Below are 15,552 nucleotides of genomic sequence, written 5' to 3'. Positions count from 1 at the left end.
ATGTTAAGATGTATAATTTGAAAAAATAAGGTAAAATATGAGTTAATGATTGTAAATTTATTGGAGTGAAAGTTTTGGACGTTATCAAGCAGATACAACAGGCAATCGTATTTATAGAAGACCGTTTATTAGAGCCTTTTAATTTGCAAGAGTTGAGTGATTACGTTGGTCTTTCTCCTTACCATCTCGATCAATCATTTAAAATGATTGTTGGACAATCGCCTGCAAGTTATGCACATGCAAGAAAAATGACTGTTGCAGCTAAAGAAATGATACAAAGTACATCGCGATTAGTTGATGTTGCGAAAAAGTATAATTATCAAAGTTCTAATGATTTTGCTAATGACTTTAGTGATTTTCATGGAATTTCACCTATTCAAGCATCTACTAAAAAAGATGAATTAAATTTGCAAGAGCGCCTATATATTAAATTGACTACTACAGAGCGAGCACCTTACCCATATAGATTAAATAGTACAGATGATATAGCACTAGTAGGTTATGTACGATATATTGAAGCAAAAGATTTATCTAATCCGTACAAAGTTCCTGATTTTTTAGAAGATTTATTTCTTGATGGTAAAATAAAAGATTTGAAAAGGTACAATGATATAAGCCCATATGAGTTATTTGTAATTTCTTGCCCGCTAGATGAGGGAATGGAACTATTTATTGGTGTTCCTAGTGATCGTTATCCCTCTCATTTGGAAAGTAGATTATTACCAGGTCGACATTATGCAAAGTTTAATCTTCAAGGTGAAATAGATTATGCTGTTAATGAAGCATGGTATTATATTGAATCAAGTTTACAACTTACTTTACCTTATGAAAAAGACAGCTTGTATGTCGAAATTTATCCTTTTGATATCTCATTTGAGGACCCATTCACTAAAATTCAATTATGGCTACCTATTGAACAAGAAAATTATGATTTAGATTAAAAGATTAAAAGTTAAAAAGAAGCGGGAATCTCTGATATTCGATCAGAAATTCCCGCTTAACTTATTTAAAGTTCTATGACAAATGCTTCGTATGGTTTTAAGTTATTGATATCAATGTTAGAACTGTAATTATGAAGTTTTACTGAATCAGTTGATAATTCAAAAGAAATGTTTAGTTGTGCAGGATTATCTGTTAAATTACCCGCAATAAGTACTTTTTTATCATTATATTGACGTATATATGCAAAAACTTTTTCATTGTCTGCATCGATTAAATCAAATGAACCATATGTGTATAAGTCATCTGATTTTTTTAATTGTATTAGTGATTTGTAGAAATTTAAAACTGAATGCTCATCATCAAGTTGATTAGCCACGTTTATAGTTTTATAGTTAGGATTTACTGGGAACCAAGGTTGTCCTTTCGTAAACCCACCGTTAATCGAATCATCCCACTGCATAGGTGTTCGTGAATTATCACGATTTTCCATTTTATATTTATCTAGTAGCGCATTAACATCGCCACCTTGTTCTTTCACGATTTGATATTCATTTTTAACAGCAACATCATTAAAAGTTTCAATACTTTCAAACGGGTAGTTTGTCATACCTATTTCTTGCCCTTGATAAATAAAAGGTGTACCTTGTTGTAAGAAATACACAATGGCATGACTAGTAGCTGATTCAAACCAGTACTCTTTGTCATTACCCCAAGTTGAGACACGACGTGGTTGGTCATGATTCTCTATGAACAGTGCATTCCAACCAATGCCTTCTAGTCTCTTTTGCCAACGATTTAAGACATCTTTGTAAGCTTTAACATCAAATTGAGAATCACCCGTACTCCATAAGCCTAAATGTTCAAATTGGAAGATCATATTGAATTTACCTTTATCAGTGCCAACCCATTCTTCTGCATTATCTGGATTAACGCCATTTGCTTCACCAACAGTCATAATATCGTATTGACTTAATGATTTATCCTTCATTTCTTGAAGCCAATCTTGTATACCTGGTTGATTCATATCGACCTCGAAAGCTGGTGCATATTTTTTCCCTTCAGGAACTGGTAAATCACCAGCTTCAAATGTTTTCTTAATATGTGTAATCGCATCAACTCGGAAACCATCGATGCCTTTTTCAAACCACCAATTCATCATATCGAATACGGCTTCACGTACTTCTGGATTGTCCCAATTTAAATCTGGTTGTTTTTTACTAAATAAATGGAAATAGTATTGATCAGTTGTTTCATCAAATTGCCAAGTTGATCCGTTAAATATACTTTCCCAGTTATTAGGTTCAGAACCATCAGATTTAGGATCTGCCCATATATACCAATCTCTTTTTGGATTATCTTTACTCGACTTAGATTCTATAAACCAAGGGTGTTCATCGGAAGTATGATTAACTACTAAGTCTAGAATTAATTTCATTCCTCTATCATGTACCCCTTTTAGTAGTTGATTAAAATCATGCATCGTTCCGAATTCGTCCATAATATCCTGATAATCACTAATATCGTAGCCATTATCATCATTGGGTGATTTATACATAGGACTTAACCAAATTACATCAATACCTAAGTCTTTCAAGTAATCTAATTTCTCGATAACTCCTGGCAAATCTCCAATGCCATCATTATTGCTATCATTGAAGCTTCTTGGATAAACTTGATATGCAACTGCTTCTTTCCACCAATTTTTATTCATTATAATTTACCCCTTTCAATTTGCTTAGTTGAATCTCTAATCACTATTTGCGTTTCAATTTCTTTTTTTGAAAATGAGATTGGTAAATGGTTTAATTTATCAATAATAATATTACCTGCTTCCTTTCCTAATCGTTCTGGATTAATACAAACGCTCGTTTGCGATGGTGCTGCATTTTCAGTGAGAAATGAAGTATTAAACGTTGCTGTCTGGATTTGGTTTGGTACATGTAATTGTTGCTCATAGAGCACTTTAAGTAATTGCATATTTACCATTGCATCAGAAGTTATAATCATTGTGGGTTTAAAATGATTATTGCCTATACAGAATTGTTTAATATATCGCGTTAAATCAGTATCGTTTTTAATTTCTAAGATTTGATATGCGATTTGATGTTTATCACAGAATTGTTTAAACCCATTAGTCCTATCTTCAGAAACAGCATAATTTCCATCTTCTTTTATAAAAAGCATTTTTCGATGTCCTAGGCTAAATAAATAGCGTGTCAAATTATAAGATGCGATCACATTATCATTATCCACTTGAATGATATTGTCATAATTAAGTGATTTACCAACAATAATATAAGGTACTTTCTGTTCATTTAATAACTGCTCTATTTTGTCTTGATATAATGAATATAATAATATGAAACCATCGACACTTTTTGACAATATCATGTTTTTAACTTCCATATAGAGGTCTTCAATATTATCTGACACTGTCATTCTGGTTGAGTAACTCCTTTGATTACATGCCTGATTGATTCCATTTAAGACATCGCCATTAAATGGATTTTGTCTTATTACCTGGGCTGAACTTTTCGCAATTAAACCAATCGTTAATGTTTTGTTTGTAATTAATGACCTTGCTGAATGATTTGGCGTATAGCCCAATTTAGTCATTGCTTTCTTTACCTTAGCTGATGTTGCTTTACTTATTTTCGGATTGTTTTGTATCACACGTGACACTGTTGAAGTTGAAACGTGTGCTTCTTTTGCTACATCTTTAATAGTAACCGTTTGATATCACCACACAGTAATCATTTATAGAGTTGAGTAAGCGGTTTCACCTCTTATGAGTCTATCGTAATCATTTATTTATAGTAAGTCAATGAATTTATGCAATCGATTGCATTAAAGTATAAAAAAAAGCGAACTTTAGTAGCTCGCTTCTTAGATTGTATATTATTTAACTTATTCTTCTACCCAATGTGTATGGAAGACGCCTTCTTTATCTTTACGTTCATACGTATGTGCACCGAAATAATCACGTTGAGCTTGGATTAAGTTTGCAGGTAAATCTTCAGAACGGTAACTATCGTAATAGTTTACGCTTGCTGAGAATCCTGGAGTTGGTACACCATTACGAACACCTGTTGCAACTACATCTCTTAATGCATCTTGATATTCAGTAACGATACCTTTGAAATATGGATCTAATAATAAGTTCTGTAATTCTGAGTTATTATCATAGGCATCTTTAATTTTTTGTAAGAATTGTGCGCGGATGATACAACCTTCACGCCAAATCATAGCTAAGTCGCCTAATTTTAAATTCCATTCGTTTTCTTCGCTTGCTTTGCGCATTTGGGCAAAACCTTGTGCATAAGAACAAATTTTACTCATATATAATGCTTTACGAATTTTTTCTAAGAATTCTTCTTTGTCACCATTAAACTCTGCTTTAGGACCATTTAATTCTTTAGAAGCATTTACACGTTCCTCTTTAATTGATGAAATGAAACGAGCAAACACTGATTCAGTAATAATTGTTAATGGAATACCTAATTCTAAAGCATTAATAGATGTCCATTTACCAGTGCCTTTTTGTCCTGCTGTATCTAAGATTTTTTCAACTAATGTTTCATTATCATCATCTAGTTTAGTAAAGATGTCACCTGTAATTTCAATTAAATAACTTTCTAACTCACCAGCATTCCATTCTTTGAATGTTTTAGAGATAGCTTCATGAGACATGCCTAATAAATCTTTCATCATAGCATAGCTCTCTGCGATAAGTTGCATATCTGCATATTCAATTCCATTATGAACCATTTTAACGTAATGACCAGCACCATTTGGTCCAATATATTCTACACATGATGCACCATCTTTTGCTTTTGCAGCAATTGCATCTAATATATCACTTACTTTGTTATAAGCTGCTTCTTGGCCGCCAGGCATTAATGAAGGACCAGTAAGTGCTCCTACTTCACCACCAGATACACCCATGCCGATAAAGTTAATACCACTTTCGGCCAATGCTTTATTACGACGAATTGTATCTTGATAATTTGTATTACCACCATCGATTAAAATGTCATCATCATCTAATAATGGAAGTAAACTATCAATTGTTGCATCCGTTGCAGGACCAGCTTTAACCATTAATAAAATTTTGCGTGGTTTTTCTAATGAATTAACAAATTCTTCTAAAGAATATGTTGGGTGGATTTGTTTACCTTTAGATTCATTAACCATTTCATCTGTTTTTTCACTTGAACGGTTGAATACAGATACGCTATAACCACGTGATTCAATATTCCAAGCAAGGTTTTTTCCCATTACGGCTAAACCTACTACACCTATTTGTTGAGTCATATTACTTACCTCTCTCATTCAATTTTTCAATAGTATTGTATCATAAAATTTGAAATTTCTTTACTAAACTAATCTGTTATTAGTTACTAATTCAATGATTTTAATTAATTGTTGTGCTAATAAATTTAGTGATTGAACAGATATACGCTCTGATGTGGTGTGGATATGTTCATAGCCTACGCCTAATATAACAGTTGGAATACCGAAAGTATTAATAATACTGCCATCTGATCCACCACCAGCAATAACAGTGTTGCCTGTTAAGTTTAATGCTTTCGCACTGTTAATCGCATATTGAGTCACTTTTGCGTCATCCTGAAGTTTGAAACCAGGATAGCTTTTTTCAATTTCTACTTTGGCTTGTCCACCTAATTCATTAGCAGTTGTTTCAAATACTTCTTTCATATGTGCAACCTGATTGTCTATACTTGTATTGTCATGTGAACGTGCTTCGGCTTCCAGTATAACTTCGTCAGCCACTATATTTGTTGCAGAACCGCCGTGAAATTTTCCGATATTTGCGGTAGTATTGCCATCTATTTGGCCCAATTTCATTTTACTTATTGCTTTTGCAGCAATATTAATTGCACTCACACCCTCACTAGGCGTACTTGCATGAGCAGTTTTACCATGTATTGTGGTTTTAATAACCATTTGTGTGGGTGCACCAACTACCGTTGTACCAACAGGTTTACTTGCGTCTACTGCATAACCGAATTCTGCATCAATCATATTTTGATCTAACTCTTTAGCACCTTTTAGGCCAGACTCCTCACCAACCGTAATAATGAATTGAATTTGACCATGTTCAATATTATTTTCATTTAAATATTGAATGGTCTCTATAATAGCAGCTAAGCCAGCCTTATCATCTGAACCTAAAACAGTAGTGCCATCAGAATATATATAACCATCCTCTTTTACCTGTGGTTTAACATCGATACCAGGTACCACGGTATCCATATGACTTGTAAAGTAAATTTTAGAAACATCTTGTTTATTGCTAGTAGCAGGTAATGTACAAATAAGATTGTTGGCACCCAACCACGCTTTATCTGAAGCGTTATCTTCAACTACGTCTAAACCTAATTTTTTAAATTTATCTTTTAAAATAGGTTGAATTATTTCTTCATGACCAGTTTCTGAATTAATTTGAACTAAATTTAAAAAAGTATCAAGTAAGCGTTGACTATTTATCATATGTTAAAACTCCCTTCTTGTATAAGTTCTATTTTAACTAACTTTCAGTATTATCAAAAATAAATTGATTGCCATTTGTATTGAAATCATATATGGTTAATTTATATATATTACTGATTAATATCAATATAATAACTGATTATGTTTATTTTAATAAGGAGCGTCATATATTGAATAATAAAGTATTAAGAATCATTATAATTGTAATGTTAGTCGCTATTGTCGCTGCGTTACTACTTACAAGCTTAGTGCCATTAATGCATTAATGAGTTTGATAAAATATAAAAAATAGGCTAAGACATGTGTCTTAGCCTATTTTTATATTCAAATTTCACTATGTAATCTTAGTGAGCCAAATTGTGATTTGATAGTTAAATATTCTTCTAATTCATTTAAAATTTGCATCATACTTGCTCTAGACTTTAAAGTTTCATGCGTTTTCGGTAAAGGTAATTCGTCTAGCGATAAGCGTATCTCATAGAGTGAGTGTAAGCGTAATACTGTATAATCGTTACTATTTACATTATCACCTATTTCAGCCATTAAGTGTGATACATCATTTATAAGTGGATCATCAGCTGTTATTTGATGTAACAATGGTTGAATTCTACGCAATAATTCTAGTTGTTCTTGTCGCATATCAAAATAATGATAGTATGAATTTTCATTACGTACAAAATGATTTTTAACATCTCTAAACGCAATAGATTTGGCTTTACGAATGTCGAGTTGAAGTTTATTAAAAGATATATTTAAATCTTTATCATAGTTGGTACAGGCATCACTGTATAGTTTAAATATATTTTTAAAGCCAGATTCGATTTCTTTTTTTAAATTAAGTAAAGATTTATCTAAACTTGGCATAATTAAATTCATTATAAAAGCAATTCCTAAACCTACAGAAAGTAATAGTAGTTCGTTGATGATAAGATGTAGATTGATTGCTTTTGCATTAAACACATGTAATAAGATAACGCAACTGGTTACAACGCCCTCTTGTACTTTTAACATTACTGTAATAGGTATAAATAATAATACGATTAGTCCAAGTACTAGGGCATTTTGACCTAATAAACTAAATACCAACGACCCAAACAATAATATTAAAATACACGATACAAAGCGAGAAACAATTGCTTGTACAGAATGTACTTTCGTATGTTTAATAGATAAAACAATAAGGATAGCACTTGATGCATAGTTATCAAGTCCCATCCATTTTGCTAAGATAACACCGAGTGTTATACCTACCGCAGTTTTAAGCGTTCTAAATCCAATCTTATACGGATTTAACTTTAACATTGGTAAGTACCTCTTATCTTTCTTCACAGTATTTATCGAATAAACCTTGTAACTGATTAATAACATCCATTACATCATGGCCTTCGATTTGATGACGTTCAATCATTTCAGTGATTTTACCATCTTTAATTAATGCAAATGATGGACTAGAAGGTGCATAGCCTTCAAAATAATCTCTTGCCTGTTGAGTAGCTTCTTTATCTTGTCCAGCAAATACAGTAACGAGTCTATCTGGTAATTTATCATAATGAAGTGCATGGGAAGCCGCTGGGCGAGCAATTCCTCCTGCACAACCACAAACTGAATTTACCATTACAAGAGAAGTTCCATTTTGTTGTAATACTTTATTAACTTCATCAGCAGTTGTTAATTGTTCATAACCTGCAGATTCGATTTCATTACGTGCTTGGTCTACTACACCATTCATATATAAATCAAAGTTTAAATCCATATGATTCACCTTTCACTCTATAATTTATTTAATGCTATTTTACTAATTTAAAGTTGATAGTTCAAATAGCTTGTCTGAACCCCACATTTATAATTAATAAATATTTGTATTTTCAATAGAGTATTGTTCAATACGTTTTTTCACTTGTGACATAAAGCGACCAGTTTGAACGCCATCTAAAATACGGTGATCAATTGAAATGCATAAATTAACCATACTTCGAATTGCAATCATATCATCAATTACGACTGGTTTTTTTACAATTGATTCAACTTGTAATATAGCTGCTTGCGGATGGTTAATGATTCCCATAGATGAAACTGAACCAAACGTGCCAGTATTATTAACTGTAAATGTGCCACCAGACATATCATCTTGAGTTAACTTGTTTTGACGTGCTTTATGAGCTAAGTCGTTAATCTCTCTGGCAATACCTTTAATTGATTTTTCATCCGCATGTTTAATAACCGGAACATAAAGTTTATCTTCATCTGCTACTGCAATTGAAATATTAATATCCTTATGAAGTACAATTTCATTACCGTTCCAACTACTATTTAATAGAGGGTTTGCTTTTAAGGCTTCAGCTACAGCTTTAACGAAGAATGCAAAGAACGTTAAATTATAACCTTCATTATCTTTGAATGATTTTTTATAATGATTTCTAGTTTTGACTAGATTTGTAGCATCAACTTCAACCATCATCCATCCATGTGGGATTTCTGTAACACTATTAACCATATTTTGAGCAATAGCCTTGCGCACACCTTTAACTGGTATAGATTGTTTAGATTGGTTCAACGCATTTGATGCATTCATTTCTATTCCTGATTGTAGTGGTTCAACATGTTGTTGATTGTTTGAAGTAGAAGTATGCTTACTTGATTGAATATATGTCTCAATATCTTTTTTTGTCACTCTACCTTCAAAGCCACTACCTGGCACTACTGACAAATCTACGTTATTCTCAGAGGCTATTTTAAATACTACCGGAGAAAATCTGCCATTATTCGGTTGAGACGATTGTATTGAATGGTCGTCATCATTATTTTTGACATCATTAATATTATCATTTTCATAAGATAAAGTGTCTTCGCCATTTAAATTAACATCATGCTTAACGTCGCTATTATTTGTATTGGTACCATTAGACGCATTGGATGCATTCTCATTCGCCGTTTCAATTTTGCATATAACATAATCCACTTGAACCGTTTCGCCCTCACTGACACTAATCTCAGTAATTATACCTGATACGGTAGAAGGCACTTCTGCCGTTACCTTATCTGTTACAACTTCACATAATGGCTCATATTCATCAACATGGTCGCCGACAGATACTAGCCATTGTTCGATTGTTCCCTCGTGGACACTTTCGCCTAGTTTAGGCATTTTTACATCCATTATTTAACCTCCTTAAAATTGAGCAAGTTCTCGCATCTTATCTAAAATTTTATCTGGATTCATCATCAACTCATTTTCAAGATTAGGAGAAAATGGCATTGAAGGCACATCTGCACCTGCTAATCTCATAATAGGAGCATCAAGGTCGAATAAACAATGTTCAGCTATTATAGCTGATACTTCTGACATAACGCTGCCTTCAAGATTATCTTCAGTTACTAATAAAATCTTGCCATTCTGCTTAGCACGATTAATGATGGTTTGCTTATCTAATGGATAGACTGTACGTAAATCCACGACTTCAACACTAATACCATCTGATGCTAAAATGTCAGCAGCTTGAAGACAATAGTTGACACATAAGCCATAGGTAAAGACAGTAATATCAGAACCTTCACGTTTGATATCCGCTTTTCCAAGTGGAACAGTGTAATAATCTTCTGGAACGTCTTCTTTTAAGAAACGATAAGCTTTTTTATGTTCGAAGAAAAGCACTGGATCATTAGATTCTATTGATGATAATAATAAACCTTTAGCGTCATATGGAGAAGATGGAATAACAATTGTTAAGCCAGGCGTAGAAGCAAAAATGCTTTCAATACTTTGAGAATGGTATAAACCACCATGTACGCCTCCACCAAACGGTGCTCTAATTGTAATTGGGCATTGCCAATCATTGTTAGAACGATAACGCATTTTAGCGGCTTCACTAATAATTTGGTTCACTGCAGGTAATATAAAATCGGCAAATTGAATTTCCGCAATAGGTCTTTTCCCCATCATCGCAGCACCGATAGCAGTCCCTACTATATTAGATTCTGCTAATGGTGTGTCAATTACTCTTTCAACACCATATTTTTCTTGTAAACCACGAGTAGCACCAAAAACGCCACCTTTACGACCTACATCTTCACCCAAAATGAAGGTATTTTTATCCGATTCCATGGCTAAGTCTTGTGCTTGTTGTATAGCTTCAATATAGCTCATTTTAGTCATTTCCAATACCTCCTTCTGGATCGTATACAAATTTATATGCTTCATCAACTGAAGGATAAGGTGCCTGTTCTGCATCTTTTGTAGCTTGATTAATGATTTCTTTATGTTCTTCTTCAAGTTCATCTAACCAAGATTGATCGATAATGTTTAGGTCCAACAAGTAATCCTTAAACTTGAGATTACAATCAAACGTTTTTAATGATTCACGTTCTTCTTTAGAGCGATATGTATCATCATCATCTGAAGAATGAGGTGTCATTCGACTGGTTACGGCTTCGATTAATGTTGCACCTTCTCCATTAAGTGCTCTCTCTCTAGCATCTTTCATAGCTTTATACATAGCTATTGGATCATTACCATCTACGGTTTCACCATGAATACCATATCCTAAAGCTCTATCAGATAATTTTTCAGCAGCATATTGCAAAGAATCTGGAACAGAAATGGCATATTTATTATTAATTATGACACATACAAATGGTAATTTATGAACCCCTGCGAAGTTTAAACCTTCATGAAAATCTCCTTGGTTTGAACTGCCTTCACCTACCGTAGCTGTAGCAATATTTGATTTTTTATCCATTTTCAAAGCTAAGGCAGCACCTACTGAATGAGGGATTTGTGTTGCTACTGGAGAACTTTGAGACAAAATGCCTTTTTCACGATGACTAAAATGTGAAGGCATTTGTTTACCACCAGAATTTATATCGTCTTTTTTGCCAAAAGAAGCTAACATTGTGTCATAAGGTGATATGCCCATGTATGTAACAAATGCTAAATCTCTATAATATGGTGATGATATGTCTCCTTCTTGCATTGCATAAGCCATACCGATTTGTGTAGCTTCTTGTCCTTGACCACTTACAACAAACGGAATTTTTCCTGCACGATTTAATAACCATAAACGTTCATCAACTTTTCTTCCTAAATCCATCCACTTATATATTTGTTTTAGGTCTTCTTCAGTAAGGCCGACTGATTTATAATCAATCATTATTGTGTTTCCTCCTTATTAAACGTGTATTGCTCTGTTTTCGATTTTAAGTCCCAACTCCATTAATACTTCAGATATAGATGGATGAGCATGTGTAGTAAGACCCAATTCTAATGCTGAGCCATTCATAAATTGTAATAAAGCAGCTTCATTAATTAATTCAGTGACATGTGGTCCTACCATATTTATACCAATGATTTCACTGTTACTTTGATTAATAACTACTTCACAAAATCCTTTATTATTTGAAGATTCTTCAATAACTGCTTTACCTATTGCATTAAAAGGCACTTTAAATGTGCGCGCATTAATCCCTTGTGCTTTTGCATTTTCTTCATTTAAGCCTATAGAAGCTATTTCTGGATATGTGTATACGCATTTTGGCATTTTATTATAATTTAATGGAATGGACTGTCCCGTAAACATATGTTCAACAGCATTAATCCCTTCCTTAGATGCCACATGTGCTAATTGTAATTTACCAATACAGTCACCAGCTGCATAAATATGTTTGTCTTCTGTTTGTTGAAATTGGTTAACCTCAATATGTCCAGAATGACTTAGCTTTACTTTAGTATTATTTAATCCAATGTCATTAGTATTAGGTGCACGCCCAATGGCTACTAGTACTTTCTCTACCTCAATATCAATTTTATTTTTAATGTAAATTGAAACCCTATTTTCATTTCTCGAAATAGAGTCTTCATTTAATTGACAATTTTCATAAAATTGAACGCCTCTCTCCATCAAATTTTCTTTAAGGAAATTTGAAGTTTGAGTACTTTCACTAGGTAAAATTCGTGGTCCAGCTTCGATAACTGTGACATTTGATCCTAAATCGATGAGTAATGATGCAAATTCAAGACCAATAATCCCACCGCCAATGATTGCGATATTAGAAGGAATATCAGTCATCTCAAGTAAATCATCGCTAGTAATGATTTGGTTATGATCTACTGGTAAGAAAGGTAGTTCACTGGGCCTTGAACCAGTCGAAATTAATACATATTGGTTAGGTAAAAGTTCTGATTCGCCATTTTCATATTCAACTGATATCGTTCCACTTTGTGGAGAAAAAATAGATGTACCCATTATTCTTCCAATTCCATTGTAGACATCAATGTGATTTTTTTGCATAAGACTATTAACGCCTTGATACATTTGTGAAACAATCTCGCTTTTACGGTCCATCATTTTAGAGAAGTTAATGGTAAAATTTGGAACATCAACTCCAAAATCTGATGCTTTATTCACAGTACGTACTACTTCTGCTGATTTTAAAAGTGATTTAGTTGGAATACATCCTCTATGCAAACATGTTCCACCTAATAAAGATGTTTCAACAATAGCAACTGTTTTACCTAATTGAGAGGCACGAATTGCCGCTACGTATCCAGCAGTTCCACCACCTAATACAACTAGGTCATATTGCTTTTCAGCCATATTTTTGCTCCTAACTACTTTAAACTTAGGTATATAATTTAAGTAAAATCTAGAAGGTACAATATTAAATCATAAAATTAAATTTAATATTGAGGACTAACAAGACTTTTAATACCAAATAGTTTAAGTTAAAAATTCGTCTTAATTTAATTCAATTAAGTATTTAAATTGTAATACTTATATATTTTACATCAATTTTAATTATTTATAAATTTGAAATTATAATTGGACTGTTAATTCTATATACAAGTTGAAATTTCTATTTTCTTCGATTTTGGGCAATCATTTCTTTTGCATTTTCACGTGTTAAGTCTGTTACGCTAGCTCCCGAAATCATTCGTGCTATTTCATCTACTTTATCATCATCTTGAAGTTCTTTAACTTGAGTCGTAGTTCGGTCATCGAGTGAAGCCTTACTGATTAATAAATGATGATCACTCATTGAAGCAACTTGTGGCAAATGAGAAATACAAATGACTTGAATATATTCTGCGATATCTCTCATTTTTTCAGCCATTTTTTGAGCAGCTTGACCAGAAACTCCTGAGTCAACTTCGTCAAAAAGAATAGCAGTTTGACCACGAGATTGAACAAAAATACTTTTTAATGCTAACATGATTCTTGATAATTCACCGCCAGAGGCTATTTTATTTAAACTTTTTAACGGTTCACCTTTATTAGGGCTAATTAAGAATTCTACAAATTCAATCCCCTCTATAGTTGGTGTTTCTAATGGTTGGAAAGAGATTTCTAAATTAGCGTCTTTCATTTGTAAATTTTGTATTTCAGCTACTATGTGATCTCGTAGTATCCTTGCGACTTCACGTCGTTCTTTAGAGAGAGACTTGCCGTATTTAATAACTTGTTGGTATAAATTTGAAATCTCTTCTCGCAATTGAGATGTACTTTCTTCATAATTCTCAATTTTAGAAATTTCATTTTCAAGTTTATCTTGATATTTAATTAATTCATTAATGTCCTTGCCATACTTACGTTTTAAATTATTAAGTAAATTCATTCGTGATTCAAGTTCATTAAGCATTTGCTCGTCGAATTCTGTATTTGACATTTCATCATATAATTCATGTTTAGCATCTTCCAATGTATAGTAAAACTGATCAATATCCTCTTTCAATTTACTAAATTTATCTGGAAGAATTTCATCTATTGATTGCAAATGATTGCTTAATTCATAGAGTCTATCTGGTATCGCATGCTCATCTGTTAACGTAATATGAGCATTATTTAGAGCTAAACTTAATTTTTCAGAATTTTGAATTCTACGAATATCAATTTCAAGTTGTTCTGACTCACCATCTTTTAATGATGCTTCTTTAAGTTCTTCAAATTGAAACTTCATTAAATCTAATCTTTGTAATAATGCTTGATCAGCTGATTCAAGTTCTTCTAATTCTTTTTTCTTATTTTTATATTCATTAAATATTTGTTGATACTTATCTTTAGTTTTTAAATATTTATCTTCTGCATAATCGTCTATGAGTTTAAGATGATATTTTTGTTTTAATAAAGTTTGTGTTTCATGTTGACCGTGTATATCTAATAGCTCTTGCATTACTTTACGTAAATCTTGAAGTGTAACGATTTGATTATTTAATCTACAGATACTTTTTCCAGAACTAAAGATTTCCCTCTTAACTAATAAAAAATCTTCATCAATGTCTATATCTAACTCATGGAGTATATTGATAGCATCTTTACTATTATCAATATCAAATATGCCTTCAATAACTGCTTTCTTTTCACCATGTCTAACATAATCTGATGAAGCACGCATTCCAATTAATTGACCAATAGCATCTATGATGATTGACTTCCCAGCTCCAGTTTCACCACTAAGTACTGTCAATCCATCTGAAAAGTGTATTTCTAATTCATCAATAATTGCAAATTGTTTTATTGATAAGGTTTGTAACATGAAATCATCGCATCCTTATAATAAATTGAAAATTCTAGTTTTAATTGTATTACTTGCTTCCTCATCTTTACAAATTAAAAGGCAAGTATCGTCACCACATATAGTACCAAGCACTTCCTCCCAATCAATTTGATCAAGAATAGCACCAATAGATTGTGCATTCCCTGGTAAAGTTTTTAGTACTAGTAAATTGCCAGTACCTTCAATGTTTACGAATGAATCCATGAGATATCGACCTAATTTTTCTAACGGATGATATTTACGGTCATTAGGTAAACTATACACATATTGACCTGAAGGGGCAGGCACTTTAATTAATTGTAGTTCTTTTATATCACGTGATACAGTTGCTTGAGTAACATTAAGGTCGTATTCATTTAGACGTTTAACAAGTTCATCTTGTGTTTCAATCTGTTCACTTGAAATAATTTCTCTGATTTTAATATGTCTCACTGATTTTTTAGCCATTATGAACACTCCTGGTTTCGAATATTTATACATTGATTTTAACACAATATATATACAACGACTACTAAAGTTGATTCACACAAAAGACTGTCATGACTATAT

At 32.5% G+C, this 15,552-nt stretch carries 14 protein-coding genes; 2 read left to right on the top strand and 12 right to left on the bottom strand.

The features are described 5' to 3' along the window. Positions 1 to 74 precede the first annotated feature (74 nt). Entirely contained in the window at positions 75 to 941 is an 867-nt protein-coding gene (locus HYI43_06560) for an AraC family transcriptional regulator (protein ID UDI78216.1), read from the top strand. 65 nt (positions 942 to 1,006) lie between these two features. Here HYI43_06560 and HYI43_06555 read toward each other — a convergent pair whose 3' ends face one another. The 4 genes from HYI43_06555 to HYI43_06540 all read right to left on the bottom strand — a co-directional run bounded on the left by HYI43_06555 (position 1,007) and on the right by HYI43_06540 (position 6,456). Further along, positions 1,007 to 2,653, bottom strand: coding sequence for an alpha-glucosidase (locus HYI43_06555; GenBank protein UDI78215.1), 1,647 nt, complete (start codon positions 2,651 to 2,653; stop codon positions 1,007 to 1,009). Then, positions 2,653 to 3,615: a LacI family DNA-binding transcriptional regulator gene (locus tag HYI43_06550; protein ID UDI78214.1), complete on the bottom strand. Its 963-nt coding sequence runs from the start codon at positions 3,613 to 3,615 to the stop codon at positions 2,653 to 2,655. Before HYI43_06550 ends, HYI43_06555 begins: the two co-directional genes overlap by 1 nt. Positions 3,616 to 3,849: 234 nt before the next feature. After that, positions 3,850 to 5,256, bottom strand: a complete 1,407-nt coding sequence (gndA, locus tag HYI43_06545) for an NADP-dependent phosphogluconate dehydrogenase (GenBank protein UDI78213.1) — start codon at positions 5,254 to 5,256, stop codon at positions 3,850 to 3,852. Positions 5,257 to 5,319: 63 nt separating this feature from the next. After that, complete coding sequence (locus HYI43_06540; protein UDI78212.1) at positions 5,320 to 6,456, bottom strand: M20/M25/M40 family metallo-hydrolase; 1,137 nt, start codon at positions 6,454 to 6,456, stop codon at positions 5,320 to 5,322. 170 nt (positions 6,457 to 6,626) lie between these two features. Here HYI43_06540 and prli42 point away from each other — a divergent pair, with 170 nt between their 5' ends. Further along, a complete protein-coding gene (gene prli42 / locus HYI43_06535; GenBank protein UDI78211.1) occupies positions 6,627 to 6,722 on the top strand; it encodes a stressosome-associated protein Prli42 in 96 nt (31 codons plus the stop codon). A 58-nt stretch (positions 6,723 to 6,780) separates the two neighbouring features. Here the strand turns inward: prli42 and HYI43_06530 are convergent, their stop codons facing one another. The 8 genes from HYI43_06530 to argR form a co-directional block, all read right to left on the bottom strand. Then, positions 6,781 to 7,758: an aromatic acid exporter family protein gene (locus HYI43_06530; protein UDI78210.1), complete on the bottom strand. Its 978-nt coding sequence runs from the start codon at positions 7,756 to 7,758 to the stop codon at positions 6,781 to 6,783. Between the two features lie 13 nt (positions 7,759 to 7,771). Then, complete coding sequence (locus HYI43_06525) at positions 7,772 to 8,209, bottom strand: BrxA/BrxB family bacilliredoxin (GenBank protein UDI78209.1); 438 nt, start codon at positions 8,207 to 8,209, stop codon at positions 7,772 to 7,774. Between the two features lie 93 nt (positions 8,210 to 8,302). Continuing rightward, on the bottom strand, positions 8,303 to 9,613 hold the full coding sequence (locus HYI43_06520) for a 2-oxo acid dehydrogenase subunit E2 (GenBank protein ID UDI78208.1): 1,311 nt from the start codon (positions 9,611 to 9,613) through the stop codon (positions 8,303 to 8,305). 12 nt (positions 9,614 to 9,625) lie between these two features. Beyond that, on the bottom strand, positions 9,626 to 10,609 hold the full coding sequence (locus HYI43_06515) for an alpha-ketoacid dehydrogenase subunit beta (GenBank protein ID UDI78207.1): 984 nt from the start codon (positions 10,607 to 10,609) through the stop codon (positions 9,626 to 9,628). After that, entirely contained in the window at positions 10,602 to 11,603 is a 1,002-nt protein-coding gene (locus tag HYI43_06510; protein UDI78206.1) for a thiamine pyrophosphate-dependent dehydrogenase E1 component subunit alpha, read from the bottom strand. Before HYI43_06510 ends, HYI43_06515 begins: the two co-directional genes overlap by 8 nt. Before the next feature lie 18 nt (positions 11,604 to 11,621). After that, a complete protein-coding gene (gene lpdA / locus HYI43_06505; protein UDI78205.1) occupies positions 11,622 to 13,046 on the bottom strand; it encodes a dihydrolipoyl dehydrogenase in 1,425 nt (474 codons plus the stop codon). A gap of 259 nt (positions 13,047 to 13,305) precedes the next feature. Further along, a complete protein-coding gene (recN, locus tag HYI43_06500) occupies positions 13,306 to 14,982 on the bottom strand; it encodes a DNA repair protein RecN (GenBank protein ID UDI78204.1) in 1,677 nt (558 codons plus the stop codon). Between the two features lie 15 nt (positions 14,983 to 14,997). Next, a complete protein-coding gene (gene argR, locus HYI43_06495; protein UDI78203.1) occupies positions 14,998 to 15,450 on the bottom strand; it encodes a transcriptional regulator ArgR in 453 nt (150 codons plus the stop codon). Between the last annotated feature and the right edge of the window lie 102 nt (positions 15,451 to 15,552).

The organism is Staphylococcus taiwanensis, assembly GCA_020544305.1.
Lineage (GTDB): Bacteria > Bacillota > Bacilli > Staphylococcales > Staphylococcaceae > Staphylococcus > Staphylococcus taiwanensis.
Note: the sequence above shows the minus strand (reverse complement) of the source record. Positions and strands in the feature narration are given on the sequence as shown.